Origin of the sequence: Klebsiella sp. GG_Kp175 (assembly GCF_040062325.1) — a bacterium.
GTDB lineage: Bacteria > Pseudomonadota > Gammaproteobacteria > Enterobacterales > Enterobacteriaceae > Klebsiella > Klebsiella quasipneumoniae.
On record NZ_JBEAFX010000017.1, the window covers coordinates 15483 to 40336 of the forward strand.

Here is a 24854-nt window from a genome sequence, read left to right on the forward strand (position 1 = left end):
GCGTCCCTCCTGTCAGAACTTGTAACCGCGATGCAAAGCAACGATACCCGCCGTCAGGTTGTAGTAGTCCACGCTTTCGAAGCCTGCATCCTGCATCATCCCTTTCAGGGTTTCCTGGTCCGGATGCATACGAATAGATTCCGCCAGGTAGCGATAGCTGTCGCCATCTTTTGCCACCAGCTCGCCCACTTTCGGCAGGATATGGAAGGAGTAAGCGTCGTAGGCTTTGCTCAGCGGTTCGATAATGGGTTTAGAAAACTCCAGCACCAGCAGACGTCCACCCGGCTTCAGCACGCGGTACATCGAGCGCAGCGCTTTCTCTTTGTCGGTCACGTTACGCAGACCGAAAGAGATGGTGATGCAGTCAAAGGTATTATCAGCAAACGGTAGGGCTTCCGCGTTGGCCTGAACATACTCAACGTTACCCACGATGCCGATATTGCGCAGCTTTTCGCGGCCCATTTTGAGCATTGAATCATTGATATCAGCAAGCATAACGCGGCCGGTTTCCCCTACCAGACGGGAAAACTTAGCCGTCAAATCACCGGTCCCCCCCGCCAGATCCAGCACGGTCTGCCCGCGACGTACGCCGCTGCAGTCGATGGTGAAACGCTTCCACAAACGATGGATACCAAACGACATCAAGTCATTCATCACATCATACTTTGCGGCGACAGAATGGAATACATGCGCCACCATGTCTGCTTTCTGCTCTTTAGCGACCGTCTGAAAGCCAAAGTGCGTCGTTTCTTGTGAATCCTCAACCATCTTTATGCCTGCTTGCTTTTCAAGAAAATGTTCACTGAGTGTATCAGACTCAGCGCATTTCCCATACGTTTCAGCGTGGCGGAGCCGCCTCCCGGCTACGCACCGGCTCGGCAGAGTCGGGTGAAAATGCCTCATTTTCCGGCAGGTTATCCTCCGCTTCAAGACGATATTGATCGTCCTGAGCAATGGCTTGTTCAACTAAATCAGGATTAATCCCGCGCTTGACCTCCACGCCCAACCCGCGAAAAGCCTCCGCCTGGGCCAGAAGATTACCGCGCCCGGAAGCGAGCTTTTTCATCGCCTGGCGATAGTTCTCTTGCGCTTTATCCAGACTCTGGCCGATAGCGGACATATCGTCCACAAACAGGCGCATTTTGTCGTAAAGGCGCCCCGCCCGCTCGGCGATCTTCTGCGCGTTGCGGCTTTGGTGCTCATAACGCCACAGATTGGCGATGGTGCGCAGGGCCACCAGCAACGTCGTCGGGCTAACCAGCATAATATTATTTTGCAGCGCCTCGCTGATAAGCTCGGGCTGACGGTCGATGGCCAGCAGGAATGCCGGCTCGACGGGAATAAACATCAGCACATAGTCGAGGGAGCGCAGGCCTGGCAGTTGCTGATAATCCTTGCGCCCCAGCAGGCGAATATGATTTCGCACCGAAGCAAGGTGCTCCTGCAGCGCGACTTCGCGGGTGTAGTCGTCCTCGGCGTTGAAATAACGCTCATAGGCGACAAGGGTCATTTTGGCGTCGATAACCACGTCTTTACCCTGCGGCAGGCGCACGATGACGTCCGGCTGCATCCGCGAGCGGTTGTCGGTCTCGATGCTGACCTGGGTTTGGTACTCATAGCCTTCCCGCAGGCCGGAGGCCTCCAGCACGCGGGTGAGAACCACTTCCCCCCAATTGCCCTGGGTTTTGTTATCGCCCTTCAGCGCTTTGGTCAGGTTCAGCGCCTCCTGCGCCATCTGCGCGTTCAGCTGCTGCAGGTTACGGATCTCATGCGCCAGGGTGTGCCTTTCTCGCGCCTCCTGACCGAAGCTCTCCTGCACCTGCCGGCGGAACCCGTCCAGTTGTTCGCGCAGCGGTGTCAGCAGGCCATGCAGGCTCTGGCGATTTTGCTCATCGACGCGTCGGTTGCTGTGTTCGAAAATGCGGTTGGCGAGGTTTTCAAACTGCTCGCTCAGGCGCTGCTCGCTGTTCACCATCTGGCGGATCTTATCTTCCGCATGCAGCTGGGTGGATTCGAGCCGGGTGGTAACCTCACGCAGATCGGCCTCCAGCGAGGTATTGATATCCCGCAGGCTGCGCAGCTCGTTGTTCAGCAGCTCGCACTCTTCACGCCAGTGGGCTTCCTGGACCAGTTGCTGACGGGCAGCGCTCAGCTCAATATCCAGCTCTCGCCGCTCCTCGATAAGATCGGCCCGAATTTGATCGGCGCGCGCTTTGGTCGCCAGCCAGCCGACGATTAACCCGGCAGCCAGTGCGATAACCGCGCTGATAATAATGGAGAGATCCACGACGCCCCCTGCGATAACCTGATGACACAAAATAGAATTGTGCTGTACAAACGTCCAGTTTAAAAGGAATTTCCTGCGAGAGGCGACGCAAAAAAAAGGCCGGAGGATCCGGCCTGAAGGGAAAGCGGTTTAATTACAGCAGACGGCGCGCCGCTTCGACGACGATTTTCACCGCGTGGCTTTCGGTTTGCTTCATGGTTTCGGCGTTAGGGATCTCTTGCTGGGTACGGTTAACGATAACCCCAGCCACCATCCCGGCGCGCAGGCCCTGGCTGGCGCACATGGTCAGCAGCGTAGCGGATTCCATTTCATAGTTCATCACGCCCATCGCCTGCCACTCTTCCATAGAGCCTTTGAAGCGGCTCACCACGCGACCGGAGAAGGTGTCGTAACGCTCCTGGCCCGGGTAGAAGGTATCCGAAGAGGCGGTCACGCCGATATGGGTGGTGGCGCCAATGGATTTCGCCGCTTCCACCAGCGCGGTGGTGCAGGCGAAATCTGCGACGGCCGGGAATTCCATCGGCGCGAAGTGCAGGCTGGCGCCGTCCAGGCGAACGGAAGCGGTAGTCACCAGCACATCGCCAACGTTGATGTGCGGCTGAATGGCGCCGGTGGTGCCAATGCGCAGGAAGGTACGTACGCCAAGCTGCGCCAGCTCTTCCACAGCGATAGACGTAGACGGGCCGCCGATGCCAGTGGAGCAGACGATCACCGGTTTGCCGTCCAGCTCCGCGCGCCAGGAGGTAAATTCGCGGTGGGATGCCAGCTTAACCGGCTTATCCATCAGCGCGGCGATCTTTTCCACACGCTCCGGATCGCCAGGGACGATAGCCAGCGTAGCCCCTTGTAAATCGTTCTTGGTGAGGCCGAGATGAAAAACATCAGACTTGGACATAAAAAACTCCTCTGTGGGTCGAATTATCAGCAGAAGCAAAACGGTACTGTACAGAAGCCCCAGGCAACATTTTGTGATGATAGTCACCAAGAACAATAATGATTGCAGTTGTTTTTCAGTAAATAGTGATACGCATCACATTAACAAGTTATATTCATCGTCACAGAACAAAAGATAGCCGCTTTCAGGCACTGTGCTTTATTACCGCCCGAACTAAAGGTAAAGGGTCTATAGTTACTGATGCGCTAATAAATAAGGGTACGGAGAATACCATGACCACCACCAAGCAACCTGGATTCGCACCTGCAGCTTCACCACACGCCGCCACCGCCGTTCATACGCCGGAAGAGCATATTGTCGCCGGAGAGACCTCTATTCCCTCTCAGGGTGAAAACATGCCGGCTTACCATGCCCGTCCGAAAAACGTCGATGGCCCACTGCCGATCGTCATCGTGGTACAGGAAATTTTCGGCGTGCATGAGCATATTCGCGATCTTTGTCGCCGCCTGGCGCAGGAAGGCTATCTGGCTATTGCGCCTGAATTGTACTTCCGTCAGGGCGATCCGAATGAATATCACGATATCCCGACCCTGTTTAAAGAGCTGGTTACCAAGGTGCCGGACGCGCAGGTGCTGGCGGATCTCGACCACGTCGCCAGCTGGGCGGCGCGCCACGGCGGCGATGCCCATCGTCTGCTAATCACCGGCTTCTGCTGGGGCGGACGCATTACCTGGCTGTATGCCGCACATAACCCGCAGCTTAAAGCGGCAGTGGCCTGGTACGGCAAGCTGGTGGGAGAAAAATCGCTGAATTCGCCAAAACATCCGGTGGATATCGCCGTCGATCTCAACGCCCCGGTGCTTGGTCTGTACGGCGCTAAAGACGCCAGTATTCCACAGGACACCGTCGAGACCATGCGTCAGGCGCTGCGGGCGGCCAACGCCACAGCGGAAATCGTGGTCTATCCCGAAGCCGATCACGCCTTTAACGCCGACTATCGCGCCAGCTATCACGAAGAGTCAGCCAAAGACGGCTGGCAGCGAATGCTGGCCTGGTTTGCGCAGTATGGCGGTAAAAAAGGGTAATCGCCCAAAGCATGAAAAAAGGAGGCAAATGCCTCCTTTTTGATTTTTCCGGTGACGATCAGGCGGACTGGCGCAGGTTCCGCGCCGCTTGCACCATATTCGCCAGCGCGGCGCGAGTCTCCGGCCAGCCGCGGGTTTTCAGGCCGCAGTCCGGGTTAACCCACAGCCGCTCCGCCGGGATACGCTGCGCGGCTTTTGCCAGCAGCGCTTCGATCCACTCCACGCTCGGTACGTTCGGCGAGTGAATATCATATACCCCCGGCCCGATTTCATTGGGATACTCGAACACTTCGAACGACTCCAGCAGTTCCATGTCGGAACGCGAGGTTTCAATGGTGATCACATCGGCGTCCAGCGCGGCGATGGAGTCCATGATGTCATTGAACTCGCAATAGCACATGTGGGTATGGATCTGAGTATCGTCTTTGGCCACCGCGGCGTTAAGGCGGAAGGCTTCCACACCCCACTGCAGATAGGCATCCCAGTCGCTGCGCTTCAGCGGTAAACCTTCGCGCAAGGCCGGCTCATCAATCTGGATGATGCCGATACCGGCCGCCTCCAGATCCGCCACTTCATCACGCAGGGCCAGCGCAATCTGTTTCGCGATGGTTTCACGGCTGACGTCTTCCCGCGGGAAGGACCAGCACAGAATCGTCACCGGTCCAGTGAGCATCCCTTTCACCGGCTTGTCGGTCAGCGACTGCGCGTACTTCGCCCATTCGACGGTGATCGCCTGCGGACGGCTGACGTCGCCGATCACCACCGGTGGCTTCACGCAGCGGGAGCCATAGCTCTGCACCCAGCCGTTTTGCGTGAAGATGAAACCGTCCAGATGTTCACCGAAGTATTCCACCATATCGTTCCGCTCGGCTTCCCCGTGCACCAGTACGTCTAATCCTAACCGCTCCTGCTCGACGATCGCCTGCTTAATATGTTCCGCAATGCCGGTACGATAATGACTGGCGTCAAGATTTCCCTTTTTGAAGTCCAGGCGCAGGCCGCGGATCTCGGTCGTCTGCGGGAATGACCCGATGGTGGTGGTCGGCCAGGCCGGCAGGTTAAAGCGTTGACGCTGTGCCTGAGCGCGAACCTCATAGGGGCTGGCGCGCTGGCTGTCCTGAGGAGTGATCGCCGCCAGCCGTTTTTCCACCGCCGGGTTGTGTACCCGAGACGAATGGCGACGAGCATGGACTGGCGCGCTCCACTCGGTAATCGCCGCCGTATCGCCGCTGTTCAGCGCATCGCGCAGCAGCGCCAGCTCACCGCATTTTTGCAGAGCGAAGGCAAACCAGCTCTTCACTTCCGCATCAAGGCGCGTCTCCACGCTCAGGTCGATCGGGCTGTGCAGCAGAGAGCAGGATGAAGCGACCCACAGCTCGCGCTTACCGACGAGGTCTTTAATTTGCGCATACTTTTCGGCGAGATCGGCGCGCCAGACGTTACGCCCGTTGATCAGGCCGGCGGACAGCAGCCAGTTGGCCGGCAGACGTTTATGCAGTTCGGCGACATCATCTTTACCGTGGACCAGATCGACGTGCAGCCCCTGGACCGGTAGCGCAGCAATGGTCTCGAGATTGTCGCTAACGCCTTCAAAATAGGTGGTCAGCAGCAGTTTGACCTGGCCCTGCAGGGCGTCATAAGCCGGTTTAAAGGCCTCCAGCCACGCTGGCGGCAGCTCCAGCACCAGCGCCGGTTCATCAATCTGCACCCACGCAATGCCGCGCTTCGCCAGTTCGGCCAGCACCTGCTGATAAACCGGCAGGATGGCATTCAGCAGGCTCAGACGGTCAAACGGTTCGCCTTTCACTTTGCCCAGCCACAGATAAGTCACCGGCCCCAGCAGCACGGGCTTGATCTTGTGGCCCAGCGCCAACGCTTCGTCCACTTCATCCAGCAGTTGGGTCCAGGTCAGTTTGAACTGCTGGCCCTGCACGAACTCCGGCACCATGTAGTGATAGTTGGTGTTGAACCACTTGGTCATTTCCGCGGCGGCCGCTGGCTCGCCGGTGGGCGCGCGGCCGCGGCCAATGCGGAACAGGGTATCGATATCGACAGAGCCGTCTTTGTTCTGATGACGAGCCGGCACGTTGCCAAGCAGCAGGCTGGTGGTCAGAACATGGTCGTACCAGGCGAAATCGCCCACCGGCAGCAGGTCAATACCGGCCTGCTTCTGCTGCTCCCAGTGACGGGCGCGCAGTTCCCGGCCTACCGCCAGCAGCTCCTCGCGAGTGACATTGCCCGCCCAGTAGCTCTCTTGCGCTTTTTTCAGCTCGCGACGCAGGCCAACGCGAGGAAAACCGAGGGTGTGGTTAATAATTGTCATTTTTGTTCCTCTCTTATTTCATTGAATCTGAAGAAAAACTCTAAATAGTTCGGCTTGCAGGAAGGCGGCAACGATGCGCATCCCCAGGAGCTTACTGAAGTAAGTGACTGGGGTAAGCGAGGCAGCCAACGCATCTGCAAGTCGAAATATGACGAGTTTTAGACGTCCAGATGTTTACACATCCATAATTGGCAGTTACTGTATATTCCTCAAGCGCAAATTGCTCATGGCGAAGTGAAGGACTTTCATGATCGAAATTAAACATCTGAAAACGCTGCAAGCGTTGCGGAATAGCGGTTCACTGGCGGGCGCAGCGGCTGCCCTGCACCAGACCCAGTCCGCCTTGTCTCACCAGTTCAGCGATCTGGAACAGCGTCTTGGCTTTCGTCTCTTTGTGCGTAAGAGCCAGCCGCTGCGTTTTACCCCTCAGGGGGAGATCCTCTTACAGCTGGCCAACCAGGTGCTGCCGCAGATCGCCCGCGCCCTGCAGGACTGTAACGAACCGCAGCAGACCCGGCTGCGGCTGGCTATCGAATGCCACAGCTGTATTCAGTGGCTGACGCCGGCGCTGGAGAATTTCCGCGCCCGCTGGCCACACGTGGAAGTCGACTTCCATTCCGGCGTCACCTTCGACCCGCAGCCTGCGCTGCAGCAGGGCGAACTGGATCTGGTGATGACCTCCGATATCCTGCCGCGCAGCGGTCTGCATTACTCGCCAATGTTTGATTATGAGGTGCGCCTGGTGCTGGCGCCTGAGCACCCGTTAGCCATGAAGACGCTGATTACGCCGGAGGATCTGGCCGCGGAAACGCTGCTGATTTATCCCGTACAGCGCGGACGCCTCGACATCTGGCGCCATTTCCTGCAGCCGGCCGGTATCAGCCCCCAGCTAAAAAGCGTCGATAACACGCTGTTGCTGATCCAGATGGTGGCAGCCCGGATGGGCATCGCCGCGCTGCCGCACTGGGTGGTGGAAAGTTTTGAACGCCAGGGTCTGGTGGTGACCAAAACCCTGGGAGAGGGATTATGGAGCCGGCTGTACGCGGCCGTTCGCGATGGCGAGCAGCGTCAACCGGTCACCGAAGCGTTTATTCGCTCTGCGCGGAACCACGCCTGCGATCATCTGCCGTTTGTCCGGAGTGCGGAGCGACCCAGCGTCGATGGACCCACAGCGAGGCCAGGATCACCAACGCTCCGCTAATAAAGCTCGGCCAGTGCGGCTGCTCCTGCCAGATGGCAAGGTTAACCAGCAGCCCGGCGGGGACATGGACGTTATTCATGATCCCCAGCGTGCCGGCATCCACCTGAGTGGCGCCATAGTTCCACATAAAGTAGCCCAGCCCGGAAGCCACCACGCCCAGCCACACCAGCACGCTCCACTGCAGCGTGGTGGTCGGCAGCTTCTGTGGGTTGCCCAGCATAAACCATGCCGCCACCGCCACGATAAAGGCCCCGACATAGAACCAGGCAAAGGCATTGTGCTGCGGCATCGGTCGCACCTCCATCAGGCGCTTATAACCCACCATCCCGATGGCGAAGCAGAGGTTTGACAACTGCACCAGTAACAGCCCGGTCCAGAAATGATCGCTGACTTTGTCGTAACGGATAATCGCCGCCCCCAGCACCGCCAGCGCGGCGCTCAGCAGATAGCCCCAGCGCAGTTTCCGTCCGCTGAGCAGATCGTAGATCAGCGTGATATACAACGGGGTAAACACGGTAAACAGCAGGAATTCCGAGACCGTCAGATAGAGATAGGCGCGGAAGGCCAGCAGGTACATGATGCCAAGCTGCATCGCGCCCACCAGCATATAGAGCACGATCGTGCGCGGAGACTGGCCTCGCGTGCGCAGGAAAGGCAGGAACACCAGCGCCGCCAGGCCCACGCGCATCAGTACCGAAAAATAGCTGTCGACGCTACCGGCCAGGTACTCGCCAATCAGGCTAAAAGAAAAGGCCCACAGGATAGTGGTGATAATTAACAGCGCCACAATGGTCGTCTCGTTGGATAAAGAACAGGCATTGTAGCGAAGAGTCAGGTTGACGACTGGGTGATTATTCGCCAGTCGTCAATCTTTGTCAGTCGAGGTACAGCTTACGCAGGTAGTGCGGGACCGCATCGTCGGCGTTGCTACCGATCACTTCCAGTTCCGGATGCAGATCCTTCAGCCGCTGGTGGGCGTTGGCCATAATGCAGCCTTTGCCGGCCATCGACAGCATCTCGGCGTCGTTCATGCCGTCGCCGAAAGCGATGCAATCTGACAGACTGTAGCCGAGCATTTTCGCCACTGCCTCCAGCGCATGCCCCTTCGATACCCCGCCCGCCATCACCTCCAGGCAGGTTAAGGTGGAGAAGCTGACGTTCACGCGATCGCCCCAGCGGGCGTTCATCGCCTGCTCAAGCGGCAGCAAATGTTCGTGATCCTCACAGGTAAAGAACACCTTGCTGATCCCCTGCGGATCCAGTTCGCCCGGCTCATACAGCTTGTAGTTAAACACCGCCTCTTTGAAAAAGCGCATCTCTTCCGGGCGATGGCGGTTCATATACCACTCATCTTCCCGATAGACGTTAGTGACGATTTTCGGGTCGTTACGCACGATCTCAAACAGGTCGGCGGCAATATCACGGTCGAGGTTATGGGCGAAGATTTGCTGACCATCGCTATCGTGAACGCGGGCGCCGTTAGAGGTGATCATGTACGACCGGATGCCGAGGTTATCGCGGATCTGCCCGACGTCGATGTAGTGTCGGCCGGTGGCGAAGACGAAATTGATCCCACGGGCGGTAAGCAGCTTCAGCGTCTCTTTGGCATAGGGGGTCAGGAAATGATCGGGGGAAAGCAGCGTGCCGTCTAAATCAGACGCAACAACCTGGTACATAAAAAAGTTAACCTCTAAGCAGGGCGACGAGCGTTATCGTCGGATTAAGTATGTCGATTGAAAAACTCGACGATGGCATTGAGCGCGACTGAGCGCATAGCGTCCTTTTCAAAAAGGATCTCATGGTATGCCCCTTCAATGACGAGCGGCTTTCCGCCCTCACAGGGATGGCCGGCGGCGGCCCGTAATTCACAATAGCGGTCGTGCATCAGATTATCGACCACCCGCTCCTCCTCCGCCTGCAGCAGCAGCGTCGGGGCGGTATCTTTTTCCACATTCGCCAGCACTTCGTCACCGGCCAGCATGCCTTCGCGCACCCAGTGCCAGGTCGGGCCGCCGACCTGCAGTCGCGGCTCGTCGGCATAGAAGCGCAGGTTACGACGATAGCGTTGTCGACTGTGCGTCAGCACGTTAACGGCAAAAGGCAGCGCCCGCCAGCGTCCGGTGCCGATGGCATACTCTTCGCGAATGCGCTGATGGCCCTCAGCCCAGTCGAGAATATGGCGCACCATCCAGTCCGGCAGCCGAATGATAATCCCGAACATCGGCGCGCAGAGCGCAATCGCATCGCAATGCGCCTGGTAGCGTTGCAGAAAGAGCGTGGCAATCGCCCCGCCCATAGAGTGAGCGAGGATAAACCGTTTTCGCCAGTGGCCGGGGACCACCTGCTGCTGCCAGAGCGCAGCCAGGTCATCAACATAATCGCTGAAGTTCACCACGTGCCCGCGGTGAGTATCAGAGAGCAGACGACCCGAGCGACCCTGACCGCGATGGTCGATGATCATCACGTCAAAGCCGCTGTGAAAGAGATCGTAGGCCACTTCAGCATACTTCACGTAGCTTTCAATGCGCCCAGGGCAAATCAGCACCAGTCGATCGTGATTTTGCGCGCAAAAGCGAACAAAGCGTACCGGTACATCATCGACGCCTTTAAATTCAGCCTCTTCGCGCTGTCGCCAGAAATCCGTCAGCGGCCCCATGCTAAAGGCCGCAAACGCGTTTTCTCGTGTTTCCCAGTCCTTTTTCTGCCCAAACATCGGGTTTACACCCCTGTTAACCGCTGAAAATCGTTTTTTTGCCGTGTATCACACAATGCTGACACAATAGCGTATTGTGGCATAAAAACAGACAATCAGGGAGTTTCTCATGACCATTGAGTGGTGGTTCGCCTACCTGCTGACATCAATCATTCTCAGCCTGTCCCCGGGTTCCGGAGCGATTAATACCATGACCACCTCCATTAACCACGGATACCGCGGCGCGGCGGCGTCAATTGCCGGTTTGCAGACCGGGCTGGCCATTCATATCGTGCTGGTCGGCGTCGGTCTCGGCACCCTGTTCTCCCGCTCGGTGCTGGCCTTTGAGGTGCTGAAATGGGCCGGCGCAGCCTATCTTATCTGGCTGGGTATCCAGCAATGGCGCGCGGCAGGGGCCATCGACCTGAATACGCTGGCGAAGGCGCAGACGCGCGGCAAACTGTTCCAGCGTGCGGTGTTCGTGAATCTCACCAATCCCAAAAGCATTGTTTTTCTGGCCGCCCTGTTTCCGCAGTTTATCCTGCCCCACCAGCCCCAGGTGATGCAGTATCTCGTTCTGGGCGTCACCACCATCGTCGTCGATATCATTGTGATGATTGGCTATGCGACCCTGGCGCAGCGCATTTCAGCCTGGATTAAAGGGCCAAAGCAGATGAAGGCGCTGAATAAAGTCTTTGGTTCACTGTTTATGCTGGTTGGGGCGCTCCTCGCCTCCGCCCGTCACGCCTGAATGATGAAATCTCGCTCGCAAAGAGAGGTTCGCCTGGCGGGCGAAGCAATCTCTCTGCGCGAGCCGGCGCGCAAAGCGGGAAATTAATTTTTTTGCCCGCTGTCGACGCTGAGCCCACCGTGCCAGGATGCCGCCAGATAGGTGATTCACGGATGAACGGCGATGGCAGAAACGGCGACCCCTCATGATGCGGTATTTAAAACTTTTCTCTCACGGATAGAGACGGCGCGCGATTTCATCGAGATCCACCTGCCTCCGGCGTTAACAGCGATCTGCAAACTGGATACCCTACGTCTGGAATCCGGCAGCTTTCTTGAAGACGACCTCAGGCCCTACTACAGCGATATTCTCTACTCGCTGGAAACCACCCGCGGTAAGGGGTATGTCCATGTTCTGATCGAGCACCAGAGCGCCCCTGATAAACTGATGGCCTTTCGCTTAATGCGCTATGCCGTCGCCGCCATGCAGCGCCATCTGGAGAACGGCCATAAAACGCTGCCTCTGGTTATCCCGGTCCTCTTCTATCAGGGACGACGCAGCCCCTATCCCTGGTCTATGAGCTGGCTGGATAATTTCGCCGATCCCGAGACCGCCCGCCAGCTCTATAGCGGAGCGTTTCCGCTGGTCGATATCACGGTGATCCCCGACGACGACATTATGCAGCACCGCAGCATGGCGGCCCTGACGCTGGTGCAAAAACACATCCGTCAGCGCGATATGGCGCAATTGCTGGATAAGTTGACCCAACTCTTAATGCTGGAGCAGATGAGCGGACAACAAATCACCGTATTGGTAAACTATATGGCTCAGGCAGGGGATGCCGAGGATACTCGGACACTCTTATACGGGCTGGCACAGCGCGTGCCGCAGCATGGAGGATTACTGATGACGCTGGCGGAAACATGGCTCGCAGAAGGTATGGAAAAAGGCATCAGGAAAGGCGTACAGCAAGGTATAAAGGAAGGCAAACATCAGGCCCTGCTGCAGGTTGCCGAAGCGATGCGCAAACGCGGTATTGATGACGAAGCGATTATGGAAATGACCGGTCTGTCTGAAGACGAGCTGCAGCGGCTTCGCCACTGACACTTTCTCCACCCGGATATAGCCGGGTGGAGCATCACGCCAGGTTAACGCGAGATAATCAGGTGGATGCCGAAGCCCGCAAACAGCGTGCCGGCGATACCGTCGATCCACTTTGCCATCCGCTGATAGCCGCGGCGCATCCCCGGCAGGGCGAACAGGCTGGCAACCACCATAAACCAGGCCAGCGTCTCCATGATAATCAGCAGAAAAATACCCCAGCGCGCGCCGGCGCCAACGCTGTCACCGACGAACAGCGAGAACACCGAGCCGAAATAGATAATCGCTTTCGGGTTCGCCAGATTGGTCAGCAATCCCTTCAAGAAGCTGCGTCCGCTGCGAGCCAGCTCAACCTGCGGCTCTGGCGGGGACACCGCCTCTTTTTTCAACGCGCCGCGCAGCATCTGGTAGCCCATCCAGCACAGGTACAAGCCCCCGCCGACCATAATGATGTTATGCAGCCACGCCATTCTGGCGAGGATCAGGTTCAGGCCGAGCAGCGCTACCCCCGCCCAGATCATTACGCCGCAGGTGATCCCCAGCACTCCCATCATCGCCTCTCTGCGCGAGCGGCTGATGGCCGTTTGTGAGACAAAGAAAAAATCCGGCCCCGGACTCATCAGCGCAATGATATGCACCAGCGCCACGGTAAGGAAAAGCATCAGCATAGTTAACTCGCAGGAAAATAAAATAATGAAGAGAATAACTATTCTGGCACTTTTATAGCCAGCTGACTACTCGTCGTCGCCATCGACATGCGACCGGATCAGCGCCATAAACGGCTTGCCGAAACGCTCGAGTTTACGTGTCCCCACGCCGTTGACGCTGAGCATTTCGCCGGCAGTTAGCGGCGACTGCTCCGCCATCTCAATAAGCGTCGCGTCGTTGAAGACCACGTACGGGGGAATGTTTTCTTCATCGGCAATCGCTTTACGTAATTTGCGCAGCTTGGCAAACAGCTTACGATCGTAATTACCGCCGAAGGATTTCTGCATCGCCTTCGGCTTCAGCGCCACGATACGCGGTACGGCAAGCTGCAGCGGGACGTCGCCGCGCAGCACCGGGCGTGCGGCTTCGGTCAGCTGCAGCGCGGAGTGCTGGGCGATATTCTGCGTCACCAGCCCAAGGTGAATCAGTTGGCGGATCACGCTCACCCAGTGCTCGTGACTCTGTTCCCGGCCGATGCCGTATACCGGGAGCTTATCGTGGCCCATCTCACGGATGCGCTGATTGTTGGCGCCACGCAGGACTTCCACCACGTAACCCATCCCGAAGCGCTGGTTGACCCGATAAATAGTGGAGAGCGCCTTACGGGCGTCCATTAAGCCATCGTACTGCTTCGGCGGATCAAGACAGATATCGCAGTTGCCGCACGGCTCCTGGCGTCCTTCGCCAAAGTAGTTCAGCAGCACCAGACGACGACAGGTCTGGGCTTCAGCAAACGCCCCCATCGCGTTCAGCTTATGCCGTTCGATATCCTGCAGCGGCCCGGCGGGCTTCTCTTCCAGACAGCGGCGCAGCCACGCCATGTCCGCCGGATCGTAAAACAGCATCGCTTCCGCCGGCAGGCCGTCACGCCCGGCGCGGCCGGTCTCCTGATAGTAGGATTCAATATTGCGCGGGATATCAAAATGCACCACAAAGCGGACGTTCGGCTTGTTGATGCCCATCCCAAAGGCCACTGTCGCCACCACAATCTGCAGATCGTCGCGCTGGAATTTCTCCTGCACGTCGGCGCGCACGTCGTTTTCCAGGCCGGCATGGTAAGCCGCCGCGCTGATGCCGCGGCTCTGCAGACGCGCGGCGGTATCTTCCACTTTCGAACGGCTGTTGCAGTAGATAATGCCCGATTTGCCGCGCTGATCCTGGACGTAGCGCATCAGCTGGTCGAGCGGCTTGAATTTCTCCATCAGCATATAGCGGATGTTCGGCCGGTCGAAGCTGCTGACCTGTATGAGCGGATCGTTAAGTCCCAGCAGACGGACGATATCGCGGCGGGTGGTGTCATCGGCGGTGGCGGTCAACGCCATAAACGGGATCTGCGGCATCCGCTGACGAAGCTGGCCCAGCGCGGCATATTCCGGGCGGAAGTCATGGCCCCACTGGGAGATGCAGTGCGCTTCGTCCACCGCCAGCATCGCCAGATTCCAGTTCGCCAGATGCTCAAGGAAGTTGTCGAGCATCAACCGTTCCGGGGCGATATACAGCAGACGAACCTGCCCGCTGCGGCAGCCGGCCATCACGTCCTGCTGCTGTTCGCGGCTCTGGGTCGAGTTCAGACAGGCCGCCGCCACGCCGTTGGCCAGCAGCTGATCGACCTGATCTTTCATCAGCGAGATCAGCGGCGAGACCACTACCGTCAGGCCGCCCATAACCAGCGCCGGTACCTGATAACACAGTGACTTGCCGCCACCGGTCGGCATGACCACCAGGCAGTCACGGCCCTCGAGCACCGTCTCGATAATCGTCTCCTGGCCAGGGCGGAACTGCTGGTAGCCGAAGGTCTCTTGTAAAACCTGCTTAGCCAGCGATTCCTGATTTAATACTTCCGCCTGTGCCACGTTGACCCCATTTGCCTGAAAAGAAAACAGGCGCTATTTTCAGCGCCTGCGAGCCAGAGTGCAACGATTAAAACAGATCGTTGAGCATTAGCCCGACGCCGACGCGCGTTTGATTAAAGTTGTAGTCGATAAGCGATTCGCCGTAGCCGCTGTAGATCTGGGTGTAAGCGCGAACATGTTTGGTGATGGGATAGCTCACCCCCAACTCCGCCCCGCCGTAGCCAGTGTTCCAGTTATATTGCCCCTGCGCGCTGAGGATCGCCTCGCCCAGCTGGTAACCCACCTTCAGGCGGTAATAGCCCATATATTTGGTGATGTCCGGGTTATCATCGGTGCTGCCCACCACATACCAGGGTTTCACTTCCACCAACCAGTTGCCATTTTGCGCCATCAGGCGGGCATAGAGCCGGTTCCAGCTGCGCGAGGTGGGATCGGAGCGGCCATTCGAGTCGTGGTTATATCCCATTTCGATATCGCGCAACGTCCAGCCGGCAAACTGATAGTCGGTGGCAAAGCCAAGGAACAGCTGAGGTTCATAGTTGGTTTCGCGAAACGGCGCCGACTCTTTGCTGTTGGAGAGCTGCCACCAGGACTTCTGGGTATAGGACGCGCCGAGCAGCGAATTATCCCCCAGGATGCCGCGCCACAGAGGGAAGGCGAGGCTCAGTTGAAACTTCACTTCATCTTTACGGGCATTTTCGGCCCAGTCATAGCTGCGAATCGCCTCTTTATTGAGATCGCTGGTCCACGTGTAGAGCAGATAGTTGCTTTCATAAGGGTAGAGCAGAAAAGGATTATCATGATCCTGTAGCAGGTTGGCGATAATACTGCCGCGCACTGCTGGTTTGTCGTGTACCGACGCATCCTGCGCCATAACACCAGCCGGTAGCGCGCACAGCGCCGCCAGGCAGGCCAAAGAGATACGCATGCTGGTCTCCTGATAAATAGTTTTTATTTTTGTTTAACCTGAAGACATTCTACCTGTTTATTAATCCCCTGCCCCCTAATCCACTCCGAAAGTGGAAATCAATATTTTAGAAGCATAAAATCAACATTTTATTAACGAATGGAACCGGTGTTATGTCTGAACTTACTGCCGAAGCAGCTCTGAAACTGGTGGGGGAGATTTTCGTCTATCATATGCCGTTTAACCGCGCCCTCGGCCTCGAACTGGAGCGCTATGAAAAAGCGTTTGCCCAGCTCAGCTTTAATAATCAGCCGATGATGGTCGGCAACTGGGCGCAAAGCATTCTGCATGGCGGTGTAATCGCCTCCGCGCTGGACGTCGCCGCAGGTCTGGTCTGCGTTGGCAGCACCCTTACCCGCCATGACACCATCAATGAAGAAGAGCTGCGCCAGCGGCTTTCCCGCATGGGAACCATCGACCTGCGCGTGGACTACCTGCGTCCGGGTCGAGGCGAACGTTTTACCGCGACCAGCACCCTGCTGCGCGCCGGCAATAAAGTGGCGGTAGCCCGTGTGGAACTGCATAACGAAGCTCAGGTATATATTGCCAGCGCAACAGCGACCTATATGGTGGGTTGATTGCCCAAAATCGAGTAACATCACTCTCTTTGGCAATGGATTTTACCGATGGATGCGAAACAGACGCGGTTGGGGATTATTCTGGCCCTCGCCGCCTACTTTATCTGGGGTATCGCGCCGGCGTACTTCAAACTTATCTACTATGTTCCCGCCGATGAAATTCTGACCCATCGCGTGATCTGGTCTTTCTTCTTCATGGTGGCGCTCATCAGCGTTAGCCGTCAGTGGCCGCAGGTGAAAAAGCTGCTGAAGACGCCGCGCAAGATCTTCCTGCTGGCGCTCTCTGCGGTGCTGGTCGGCGGCAACTGGCTGCTGTTCATCTGGGCGGTGAATAACCACCATATGCTGGAAGCCAGCCTCGGCTACTTTATCAACCCGCTGGTGAATATTCTGTTAGGGATGATTTTCCTTGGCGAACGTTTCCGTCGCCTGCAGTGGCTGGCGATGATCCTCGCCTTTTGCGGCGTGCTGGTGCAGCTCTGGACCTTTGGTTCGCTACCGATAATCGGCCTTGGTTTGGCCTTCAGCTTTGCCTTTTATGGTCTGGTGCGGAAGAAAATCGCTGTTGATGCGCAGACCGGCATGCTGGTGGAAACGCTGTGGCTGTTGCCGGTGGCGGCGATTTGGCTGTTCGGCATCACCGACAGCCCCACCAGCCATATGGGGCAGAACCCCTGGTCGCTCAATCTGCTGCTGATGGCGGCGGGCGTGGTGACCACCATCCCTCTGCTGTGCTTCACCGGGGCGGCAACGCGTCTGCGGCTCTCCACGCTGGGCTTTTTCCAGTACATCGGCCCGACGCTAATGTTCCTGCTGGCGGTGACGTTCTACGGCGAAGTGCCGGGCAAGGATAAAATGGTCACCTTTGGCTTTATCTGGGTGGCGCTGGCGATATTCGTGATGGATGCGGTGTATACGCAAAGGCGGGGGCGTCGGAGCTAGGACATTGCCGGATGGCGGCTCCGCCCTATCCGGCTTACAAAAGTACAGCACTCAGGCCGGATAAGCGCAGCGCATCCGGCACAACAACTACAGCCAGTTTTTACGCTTGAAGTAGAGATACGGCGCCAGGCCAGCCAGCATCATAAAGACGATCGCCCCCGGGTAGCCGAAGCTCCAGTGCAGCTCAGGCATAAATTCAAAGTTCATCCCGTAGCTGGAGGCCACCAGAGTTGGCGGCAGGAACACCACCGACACCACCGAGAAGATCTTGATGATGCGGTTCTGCTCGATGTTGATAAAGCCCATCGCCGCCTGCATCAGGAAGTTCACCTTCTGGAACAGCGATTCGTTGTGCGGCAGCAGGGATTCGATATCGCGCAGGATCTCCCGCGCCTGCTCCAGCTGGCCCGCCGGCAGGCGCGCTTTGCGCACGAGAAAGTTCAGTGCGCGCTGGGTATCCATCAAACACAGGCGGACCTTCCAGCCGATATCTTCCAGCTCCGCCAACGTCGACAGCGCTTCGTCGTACTCATCGCCCTGGTGGCCTTCCATAATCACGCGGCTCAGCTTTTCCAGGTCGCTGTAGATGTTTTCTATCTCATCCGCCAGCTGTTCGATTTTGGTCTCGAACAGATCTAACAGCAGCTCGTAGGCGTTGCCGTCCACCAGGGTCTGGTTACGCACGCGCATGCGGTAGAGGCGAAAAGCGGGCAGTTCACGCTCACGCAGCGTAAACAGGCGCCCTTCGCGGATGGTAAACGCCACGGTAGAGTTACCCGCGTGATCGTCGGCATCTTCGAAAAAGAAGAAGGAGTGGATATGTAACCCGTCTTCATCTTCAAAGAAACGCGCGGAGGCTTCGATATCTTCCAGCTCCGGGCGCGTCGCCAGGTTCTGACCCAGTTCCGTCTGCACGCGGCTTCGCTCATCGTCGTCAGGCTCGACCAGATCGACCCACACCGAGCTGGCGAGGTGCTTGATCTCATCGGCTTCCAGGCGCGTTAAACGATTGTTTTCCAGTTGAAATGCGCTCAGCATGACCGGGACTCCCAATGCAAAAAAATTATCGGACAGTTCGGTGGGCACACAGAAACAAATTGGGTTTCAGACCATTAAGCCTGACTCAGCGCGACGGGAATGGGGCAGGTCGCTGACAACCGCTAAGGCTATCAGCATAAGAGGATAGCCTTAGGAGTTGTTCCTGAATGACAGGAAGTTGAGCCAGCATCTACTGGGTGTGTCCAAGGCGAATGTCCTCTTAGCGTAATCGTGCGCGCATGTTACGCCAGCGCAAAATCGGCGTCAACACGCAACGGAACGCGAAAGCGCAAATCAGGCGCCTTAACGTATAAAGGTAGCAGAATATTACAAAATAATGATATTTTTCTTAAAGTTACACTTCCTCGAGCCGGGCGTAAGCCGCGACCAGCCATTTGATCCCCTGACCCTGAAAAGCCACCTGCAGCCGGCTGTGCTCGCCGCTGCCTTCGAGGTTGACGATGGTGCCTTCGCCAAACTTCGGATGCCGTACGCGCTGGCCTAATTTGTAGCCGGTATCGCTCTCGGCAATCGGCGCGCCCAGTCGCTGATGGTTTACCGGGCGGCTCACCGTAGCCCGCAGACGCACTTCTTCTACGCACTCCTGCGGCAGTTCTCCAATAAAGCGCGACGGCCGATGGTAAACCTCTTTGCCGTACAGACGGCGGGTTTCCGCGTAGGTCAGCGTCAGCTTCTGCATGGCGCGCGTCACGCCAACGTAGGCCAGACGACGCTCTTCTTCCAGGCGGCCGCCTTCATCAAGGGCCATCTGGCTCGGGAACATCCCCTCCTCGACGCCGACGATGAACACCTGCGGGAACTCCAGCCCTTTCGCCGAGTGCAGGGTCATCAGCTGAACCGCGTCCTGCCAGGTATCCGCCTGTCCCTCGCCCGCTTCCAGCGCGGCGTGGGAGAGGAACGCCTGCAGCGGCATCAGATCTTCATCTTCTTCGTTGTAGCTAAACTGGCGCGTCGCCGTCACCAGCTCCTCTAAGTTTTCAATACGGGTCTGACCCTTCTCGCCTTTCTCCTGCTCGTACATCGCGCGCAGCCCGGAGTCTTTAATCACCCGATCGGTCTGGACGTGCAGCGGCATATCGGTGGTCTCCTGCGCCAGCGCGTCAATCAGCTCCATAAAGCGCTGCAGGGCGCTGGCGGCGCGACCGGCCAGCGCTTTATCTTTCAGCAGCTCACGGCTGGCCTGCCACAGCGTCAGCTGACGATCGCGTGACGTCTGGCGCACCACGTCCAGCGTGCGGTCGCCGATGCCGCGGGTCGGCGTATTGACTACGCGCTCAAACGCCGCATCGTCGTTACGGTTGGCGATCAGACGCAGGTACGAGAGCGCGTCTTTGATTTCCTGGCGTTCGAAGAAGCGCATGCCGCCATAGATGCGGTACGGCATACTGGCCTGCAGAAGCGCCTCTTCCAGCACGCGCGACTGGGCGTTGCTGCGATAGAGGATGGCGCACTGCTCCAGCGCCCCGCCGTTCTCCTGCCAGGTTTTTATCCGGTTCACTACGAAGCGTGCTTCGTCAAGATCGTTGAAAGCGCAGTACAGCGAGATCGGCTCGCCGTCGGCGCCGTCGGTCCATAGCTTCTTGCCCAGGCGACCGTTGTTGTTTTCAATCAGGGCGTTGGCGGCGCTGAGGATGTTGCTGGTCGAGCGATAGTTCTGCTCAAGGCGGATGGTTTCCGCACCGGGAAAATCGTTAAGGAAACGCTGAATGTTCTCGACCTGCGCGCCGCGCCAGCCGTAAATCGACTGATCGTCATCGCCGACGATCATCACCTTGCCGGTATCGCCCGCCAACAGGCGGATCCACGCGTACTGAATGTTGTTGGTATCCTGGAATTCGTCGACGAGGATATTGGTGAACCGCTCACGGTAGTGCTGGAGGATATGCGGCTTATTCAGCCACAGCTCGTGGGCGCGCAGCAGCAGTTCGGCGAAGTCCACCAGCCCGGCACGATCGCAGGCTTCCTGATAGGCCTGATAAACCTTCTGCCAGGTCTGCTCGACCGGGTTGCCGTAGCTCTGAATATGATGCGGGCGCAGCCCTTCATCTTTCTGGCTGTTGATGTACCACATCGCCTGACGCGGCGGCCACTGCTTCTCATCGAGGTTCATCGCCTTAATCAGACGCTTCAGCAGGCGCAGCTGGTCTTCGCTATCGAGGATTTGGAAATCCTGCGGCAGGTTGGCGTCCAGATGGTGCGCGCGCAGCAGGCGGTGGGCCAGGCCGTGGAAGGTGCCCACCCACATGCCGCCCTGGGTGGTGCCCATCAGCTGGCCGATACGGTGGCGCATCTCTGCCGCCGCTTTGTTGGTAAAGGTCACCGCCATAATAGAATACGGCGAGCAGTTCTCCACGCTCAGCAGCCAGGCGATACGGTGCACCAGAACGCGCGTCTTACCACTGCCCGCCCCTGCCAGAACCAGCATGTTGGTGCGCGAGGCCGCTACGGCTTCACGCTGTTTGTCATTAAGGCTGTCGAGCAGGTAAGAAACGTCCATTGGCACCGCCGGAAGAGAAGGGGTTCCACGAACCCCTGTTAATATATACAGAGTAACTGGTGATTATATCAGCGAGGTCAGAGATGCCAACCGTGAAATTTCAATATGCGGCAGCAGGCGGCTGTCCGCGGTGTGCATCAGGTCCGCGCCTTGCGGTTTGATCCAGCAGGCCTGCATGCCACAGCGCAGCGATCCGGCGACGTCAGTGGTCAGGTCATCGCCGACGTGCAGAATATGCCCGAGCGGTAAGTTCAGGCGCTCCGCCGCCAGATGGTACATGTCGGCAAACGGCTTGGAGCGGCCATCCGGCCCGGCGCGCAGCACAAAGCGGAAATAGTCGCTCAGGCCGAACAACTCTGGTCGGGCGTTGCCGTTGGTAATCGCCACCAGCGGCCACTTCTCCGCCAGCTTCGCCAGCGTATCGTGGGTCTCCTGCGGGACATCGACGCGGCTGCGCCACTGGGCGAAGTGTTCCATCGCCGCATCGGCCCCCGCTTTCGCCTCGTCGGCGGAGAGTCCGGCGTTACGCATGCCTAACTCCAGCGCACGGTGGCGCCAGACGGTCACGTCGTGATAGATCTCAGGCTCGGATGCCAACAGCGTCTGGCGCAGCTGATTAAGCTCATGGGCGTCGAACTGGCTGAGCGACGGATGGTAGCTGCGTACAAAAGCCAGCGACTCGTGCATCGTCCGGTCAATGACCGGGCGGTTATCATAAAGGGTATCGTCCAGGTCAAACGTCAGCGCGGAAATCTGGCCCAGAGGTCGGTAAAAACGCATTATTTCCCCCGTTTTGCGCGCGGATGCGCGGCATCGTACACCGAGGCAAGGTGTTGAAAGTCGAGATGGGTATAGATTTGGGTGGTGGAGAGGTTAGCATGACCCAACAGCTCCTGCACACCGCGCAGATCGCCGCTGGACTCCAGCATATGGGTGGCAAAGGAGTGGCGAAGCTTGTGCGGATGCACATGGCTGTTCAGCCCCTGCTTAATGCCCCACTCGGCGAACCGCTTCTGTACGTTGCGCGCCGAAATGCGCTTGCCCAGTTTCGACAAAAACAGCGCGTCGTCGTCAGTACCGAACAGGCCGCGTAAATCCAGCCAGTGCTCAATCCACATCACGGCGTTGCGACCGATCGGCAAGCGGCGCTCTTTGCTGCCTTTGCCCATCACCCAGACCTCGCCGCTTTCGAGATCGAGATGTTTGATATCAAGGTTGACCAGCTCGGACAAACGCAGCCCCGCGCCGTACATCACCTCCAGCATCGCCCGGTCGCGCACCGCCAGCGGATCGTTGAGATCAATATCCAGCAGCCGATTGACGTCATCGACATCGATATTTTTTGGCAGGTGACGGGGAATTTTCGGCGCGGCAATCCCTTTCGCCGGATTGGCGCTGAGCTCGCCCTGGCCGACCAGCCAGTCGAAGAAACTGCGCAGCGCCGACAGGCGAAGCGCCAGGCTTGCCGGGCCTAATCCCGCGCGGCGACTGCGCACCGCAAAACTTCGCACCTGAGCGGCATCGCACTGCGACCAGCTTTTCAGACCCGCCTCATCCGCCAGGGCAATCAGCGCGTCCAGCTGTCGCTGGTAATTCAGTAACGTGATCGGGCTGAGCTGGCGTTCAACGCCAAGGTGGCGCAGAAAGCGGGCGACGGCGGAGAAGAGAGGAGAATCGGTCATGCGCGTTCAATCCAGCGCTCCAGCAGGCCGGGCAGCATCTGGGCGATCTCCTGCAGCAGCTGCGTCCCCTGTCCTGGCTGATAATGCTGCGCATCGCGGCTGCTAAAGAGCATCACGCCAGGGGCATTATCGCCGCCCAGCAGCGACATCGCCACTGACCCAATGGCTTTCGCCTCCGGCAATACCACCAGCAGCTCCGGACCGTTCAACGGCCCAAGGTAGTGGCGCGCCTGGCCCAGACGCTGAATACGGATCGGCTCAAACGCCTGCCGGCTTAACGCCAGGTGGGTAAACTTCGAAGGCGCGCCCAGGCGCCAGCTGTCAGGGAACAGGCGCACCGTGGCGCCCGCCAGCCCCAGCTCGCGCGCCCAGCGGTGAAGGCGGTTAAGCATATCGTCGAGGCTCTCCGCCGCCGCCAGCCGCGTTTGCAGCTGCAGCAGGCGCTGGAACAGGCTTTCATTGGCTACCGCCTGCTCCATCAGCAGCGACATATTCTCTTCCAGCACATGGATATGGTTACGCGCCCGCATCATGTGCCACTCCACCAGCGAAATCGTACCGCGCACCGGATGCGGGACGCGGAGATGTTCGACCTGGGCGGCATTACGAATAAAAAATTCAGGATTTTGCAACAGATAGTCCACCACTGCACGATCGTTCAATGCGCTGGCGACCTCCTGCTGTTCTTCCCCGATTGGTTTCATAAATGAATAAATCCATCATAGACATGGGCCGCCGGGCCGGTCATAAACAGCGGCTGGCCCGGGCCTTTCCAGGCGATATCAAGACGACCGCCGGGTAATTCCACACGTGCCGTTTCAGCGAGCAACCCCTGCTGGATCCCCACCGCCACCGCGGCGCAAGCGCCGCTGCCACAGGCCTGGGTTTCCCCCGCGCCGCGTTCGTAGACGCGCAGACGAATATGGGACCGGCCGACCACCTGCATAAAACCGATATTCGCGCGCTCCGGAAAACGCTCATGGCTTTCCATCACCGGGCCGAGGGTTTCCACCGCCGCCGTATCCACATCATCCACCTGGATAACGCAGTGCGGGTTCCCCATGGACACCACGCCGCACAATACTGTCTGCTCGGCGGCACGCATGATATAGGTCTTTTCCGCTTTGTTGGCGCGGAACGGCACCTGGGAGGGCTCGAAGTTGGGCTCGCCCATATTCACCCGCACCAGATCGTCTTCCGTTACGCTTAATACCATACGGCCGTTGGCCGTACTCACGCGGATATCACGTTTATTGGTCAGGCCTTTCAGCCGGACGAAACGCGCGAAACAGCGCGCGCCGTTGCCGCACTGCGACACTTCGCTACCGTCGGCATTAAAGATCCGGTAATGGAAATCCAGATCCGGATCGTAGGGCGGCTCCACCACCAACAGCTGATCGAACCCGACGCCAAGGTGGCGATCCGCCAGGCGGCGAATCAGCTCCGGCGAGAAAAAAACATTCTGCGTTACCGCGTCAACGACCATAAAATCGTTGCCAAGGCCATGCATTTTAGAGAACTGCATCATCTACTCCAGTTGCGCGGAACAGAACGTTATCGTTAGTAATTGACCTGGCTCGGACCACCGGTATCGCCACGATCGTTACGATCCGGCGTTGCGCTCTGAATGCCAGGGTTAACCGGTTTGGTCGGCGGCGGCGCGGTTTTGTCCGCCGGTGGGAAATAGAGAGGCCCTTTCAGACCGCAGCCGGTCAGGCTGAAGATCGCAAACAAAACGGCAAGCGTAGGAAAAACGTTTTTCATTGATAGTTGCCCGTGATTCATTCTTTCTGCTTTCTATCATCGCAGGAGAAGACGTAAAAGCAAGCCTTTAGCATCCGACTGCGCGCGCTTTTGTTTCGCGCTATACTGCGACCCATCTTCAAAAATCAAAAAAGCAGAATCAAATTATGAACGACAGTGAATTCCATCGCCTGGCCGATAGCCTGTGGATGACCATCGAAGAACGTCTGGACGACTGGGACGGCGATAGCGACATCGACTGCGAAATCAACGGCGGCGTGCTGACCATCAGCTTTGAAAACGGCAGCAAAATCATTATTAACCGTCAGGAGCCGCTGCACCAGGTGTGGCTGGCCACCAAACAGGGCGGCTACCATTTCGATCTCAAAGGCGACGAGTGGATCTGCGATCGCAGCGGTGAAACCTTCTGGGATCTGCTGGAGCAGGCGGCGAGCCAGCAGGCCGGTGAGACGGTGAGATTCCGTTAATGACGTGTTTCCCGGATGACGGC

General features: G+C 58.0%; 24 protein-coding genes. 7 read left to right on the forward strand and 17 right to left on the reverse strand.

What is annotated here, in order from left to right; all coding sequences use genetic code 11:
- Positions 1–12: 12 nt before the first annotated feature.
- The 3 genes from ubiE to udp all read right to left on the reverse strand — a co-directional run bounded on the left by ubiE (position 13) and on the right by udp (position 3182).
- Positions 13–768, reverse strand: coding sequence for a bifunctional demethylmenaquinone methyltransferase/2-methoxy-6-polyprenyl-1,4-benzoquinol methylase UbiE (gene ubiE / locus ABLU73_RS20745; protein ID WP_004886751.1), 756 nt, complete (start codon positions 766–768; stop codon positions 13–15).
- Positions 769–838: 70 nt separating this feature from the next.
- Positions 839–2287: a DNA recombination protein RmuC gene (gene rmuC, locus ABLU73_RS20750; RefSeq protein ID WP_064183894.1), complete on the reverse strand. Its 1449-nt coding sequence runs from the start codon at positions 2285–2287 to the stop codon at positions 839–841.
- A 133-nt stretch (positions 2288–2420) separates the two neighbouring features.
- Positions 2421–3182, reverse strand: coding sequence for a uridine phosphorylase (gene udp, locus ABLU73_RS20755; RefSeq protein WP_002883419.1), 762 nt, complete (start codon positions 3180–3182; stop codon positions 2421–2423).
- A gap of 272 nt (positions 3183–3454) precedes the next feature.
- Here udp and ABLU73_RS20760 point away from each other — a divergent pair, with 272 nt between their 5' ends.
- Entirely contained in the window at positions 3455–4267 is an 813-nt protein-coding gene (locus tag ABLU73_RS20760) for a dienelactone hydrolase family protein (protein WP_004886756.1), read from the forward strand.
- Between the two features lie 58 nt (positions 4268–4325).
- Here ABLU73_RS20760 and metE read toward each other — a convergent pair whose 3' ends face one another.
- Positions 4326–6590: a 5-methyltetrahydropteroyltriglutamate--homocysteine S-methyltransferase gene (gene metE, locus ABLU73_RS20765; protein WP_264924742.1), complete on the reverse strand. Its 2265-nt coding sequence runs from the start codon at positions 6588–6590 to the stop codon at positions 4326–4328.
- A 247-nt stretch (positions 6591–6837) separates the two neighbouring features.
- On the opposite strand from metE, the gene metR reads away from it, so the two are divergent.
- Complete coding sequence (metR, locus tag ABLU73_RS20770) at positions 6838–7791, forward strand: HTH-type transcriptional regulator MetR (RefSeq protein ID WP_017899391.1); 954 nt, start codon at positions 6838–6840, stop codon at positions 7789–7791.
- Here the strand turns inward: metR and ABLU73_RS20775 are convergent.
- The 3 genes from ABLU73_RS20775 to pldB all read right to left on the reverse strand — a co-directional run bounded on the left by ABLU73_RS20775 (position 7679) and on the right by pldB (position 10504).
- A complete protein-coding gene (locus tag ABLU73_RS20775) occupies positions 7679–8578 on the reverse strand; it encodes a carboxylate/amino acid/amine transporter (RefSeq protein ID WP_012969187.1) in 900 nt (299 codons plus the stop codon). The two genes, metR and ABLU73_RS20775, sit on opposite strands and share 113 nt — an antisense overlap.
- A gap of 88 nt (positions 8579–8666) precedes the next feature.
- Positions 8667–9467 (reverse strand): sugar/pyridoxal phosphate phosphatase YigL, encoded by an 801-nt coding sequence (gene yigL, locus ABLU73_RS20780; protein ID WP_017899394.1) that lies wholly within the window; start codon positions 9465–9467, stop codon positions 8667–8669.
- A gap of 44 nt (positions 9468–9511) precedes the next feature.
- Positions 9512–10504 (reverse strand): lysophospholipase L2, encoded by a 993-nt coding sequence (gene pldB / locus ABLU73_RS20785; RefSeq protein WP_004886768.1) that lies wholly within the window; start codon positions 10502–10504, stop codon positions 9512–9514.
- A 109-nt stretch (positions 10505–10613) separates the two neighbouring features.
- Between pldB and rhtB the strand changes: the two genes are divergently transcribed.
- Together rhtB and ABLU73_RS20795 are read left to right on the forward strand one after the other, a co-directional pair.
- Complete coding sequence (gene rhtB / locus ABLU73_RS20790; RefSeq protein WP_002883411.1) at positions 10614–11234, forward strand: homoserine/homoserine lactone efflux protein; 621 nt, start codon at positions 10614–10616, stop codon at positions 11232–11234.
- Between the two features lie 162 nt (positions 11235–11396).
- Entirely contained in the window at positions 11397–12317 is a 921-nt protein-coding gene (locus ABLU73_RS20795; RefSeq protein ID WP_049093037.1) for an Rpn family recombination-promoting nuclease/putative transposase, read from the forward strand.
- Between the two features lie 44 nt (positions 12318–12361).
- Here the strand turns inward: ABLU73_RS20795 and rhtC are convergent, their stop codons facing one another.
- The 3 genes from rhtC to pldA form a co-directional block, all read right to left on the reverse strand.
- On the reverse strand, positions 12362–12982 hold the full coding sequence (gene rhtC, locus ABLU73_RS20800) for a threonine export protein RhtC (protein ID WP_004886772.1): 621 nt from the start codon (positions 12980–12982) through the stop codon (positions 12362–12364).
- A gap of 66 nt (positions 12983–13048) precedes the next feature.
- Positions 13049–14875, reverse strand: coding sequence for an ATP-dependent DNA helicase RecQ (gene recQ, locus ABLU73_RS20805; protein ID WP_004886773.1), 1827 nt, complete (start codon positions 14873–14875; stop codon positions 13049–13051).
- Between the two features lie 67 nt (positions 14876–14942).
- Positions 14943–15803: a phospholipase A gene (gene pldA / locus ABLU73_RS20810; protein WP_004886777.1), complete on the reverse strand. Its 861-nt coding sequence runs from the start codon at positions 15801–15803 to the stop codon at positions 14943–14945.
- Between the two features lie 152 nt (positions 15804–15955).
- Between pldA and yigI the strand changes: the two genes are divergently transcribed.
- Positions 15956–16420 carry an acyl-CoA thioesterase YigI gene (gene yigI / locus ABLU73_RS20815; RefSeq protein ID WP_002883404.1) on the forward strand — a complete coding sequence of 155 codons (465 nt, stop codon included), beginning with the start codon at positions 15956–15958 and terminating at the stop codon, positions 16418–16420.
- Positions 16421–16468: 48 nt separating this feature from the next.
- Entirely contained in the window at positions 16469–17362 is an 894-nt protein-coding gene (gene rarD, locus ABLU73_RS20820) for an EamA family transporter RarD (protein ID WP_017899396.1), read from the forward strand.
- 87 nt (positions 17363–17449) lie between these two features.
- Here the strand turns inward: rarD and corA are convergent, their stop codons facing one another.
- The 7 genes from corA to ABLU73_RS20855 all read right to left on the reverse strand — a co-directional run bounded on the left by corA (position 17450) and on the right by ABLU73_RS20855 (position 24364).
- On the reverse strand, positions 17450–18400 hold the full coding sequence (gene corA / locus ABLU73_RS20825; protein ID WP_002883400.1) for a magnesium/cobalt transporter CorA: 951 nt from the start codon (positions 18398–18400) through the stop codon (positions 17450–17452).
- 355 nt (positions 18401–18755) lie between these two features.
- Positions 18756–20918 (reverse strand): DNA helicase II, encoded by a 2163-nt coding sequence (gene uvrD, locus ABLU73_RS20830; RefSeq protein WP_004886784.1) that lies wholly within the window; start codon positions 20916–20918, stop codon positions 18756–18758.
- Between the two features lie 63 nt (positions 20919–20981).
- Positions 20982–21698 carry a 5-amino-6-(5-phospho-D-ribitylamino)uracil phosphatase YigB gene (gene yigB, locus ABLU73_RS20835; protein WP_004886786.1) on the reverse strand — a complete coding sequence of 239 codons (717 nt, stop codon included), beginning with the start codon at positions 21696–21698 and terminating at the stop codon, positions 20982–20984.
- Positions 21698–22600 (reverse strand): tyrosine recombinase XerC, encoded by a 903-nt coding sequence (gene xerC / locus ABLU73_RS20840; protein WP_004886788.1) that lies wholly within the window; start codon positions 22598–22600, stop codon positions 21698–21700. The genes yigB and xerC overlap by 1 nt, the downstream gene beginning before the upstream one ends.
- Complete coding sequence (locus tag ABLU73_RS20845; RefSeq protein WP_004886790.1) at positions 22597–23304, reverse strand: DUF484 domain-containing protein; 708 nt, start codon at positions 23302–23304, stop codon at positions 22597–22599. The genes xerC and ABLU73_RS20845 overlap by 4 nt, the downstream gene beginning before the upstream one ends.
- Entirely contained in the window at positions 23301–24125 is an 825-nt protein-coding gene (gene dapF, locus ABLU73_RS20850) for a diaminopimelate epimerase (RefSeq protein ID WP_348850425.1), read from the reverse strand. Before dapF ends, ABLU73_RS20845 begins: the two co-directional genes overlap by 4 nt.
- A 35-nt stretch (positions 24126–24160) precedes the next feature.
- The gene (locus tag ABLU73_RS20855) at positions 24161–24364 is read right to left on the reverse strand and encodes a lipoprotein (RefSeq protein WP_002883392.1); all 204 of its coding nucleotides are present in this window, start codon (positions 24362–24364) and stop codon (positions 24161–24163) included.
- Positions 24365–24510: 146 nt separating this feature from the next.
- Between ABLU73_RS20855 and cyaY the strand changes: the two genes are divergently transcribed.
- Positions 24511–24831, forward strand: a complete 321-nt coding sequence (gene cyaY, locus ABLU73_RS20860) for an iron donor protein CyaY (RefSeq protein ID WP_004886799.1) — start codon at positions 24511–24513, stop codon at positions 24829–24831.
- The last annotated feature ends 23 nt before the right edge of the window (positions 24832–24854 follow it).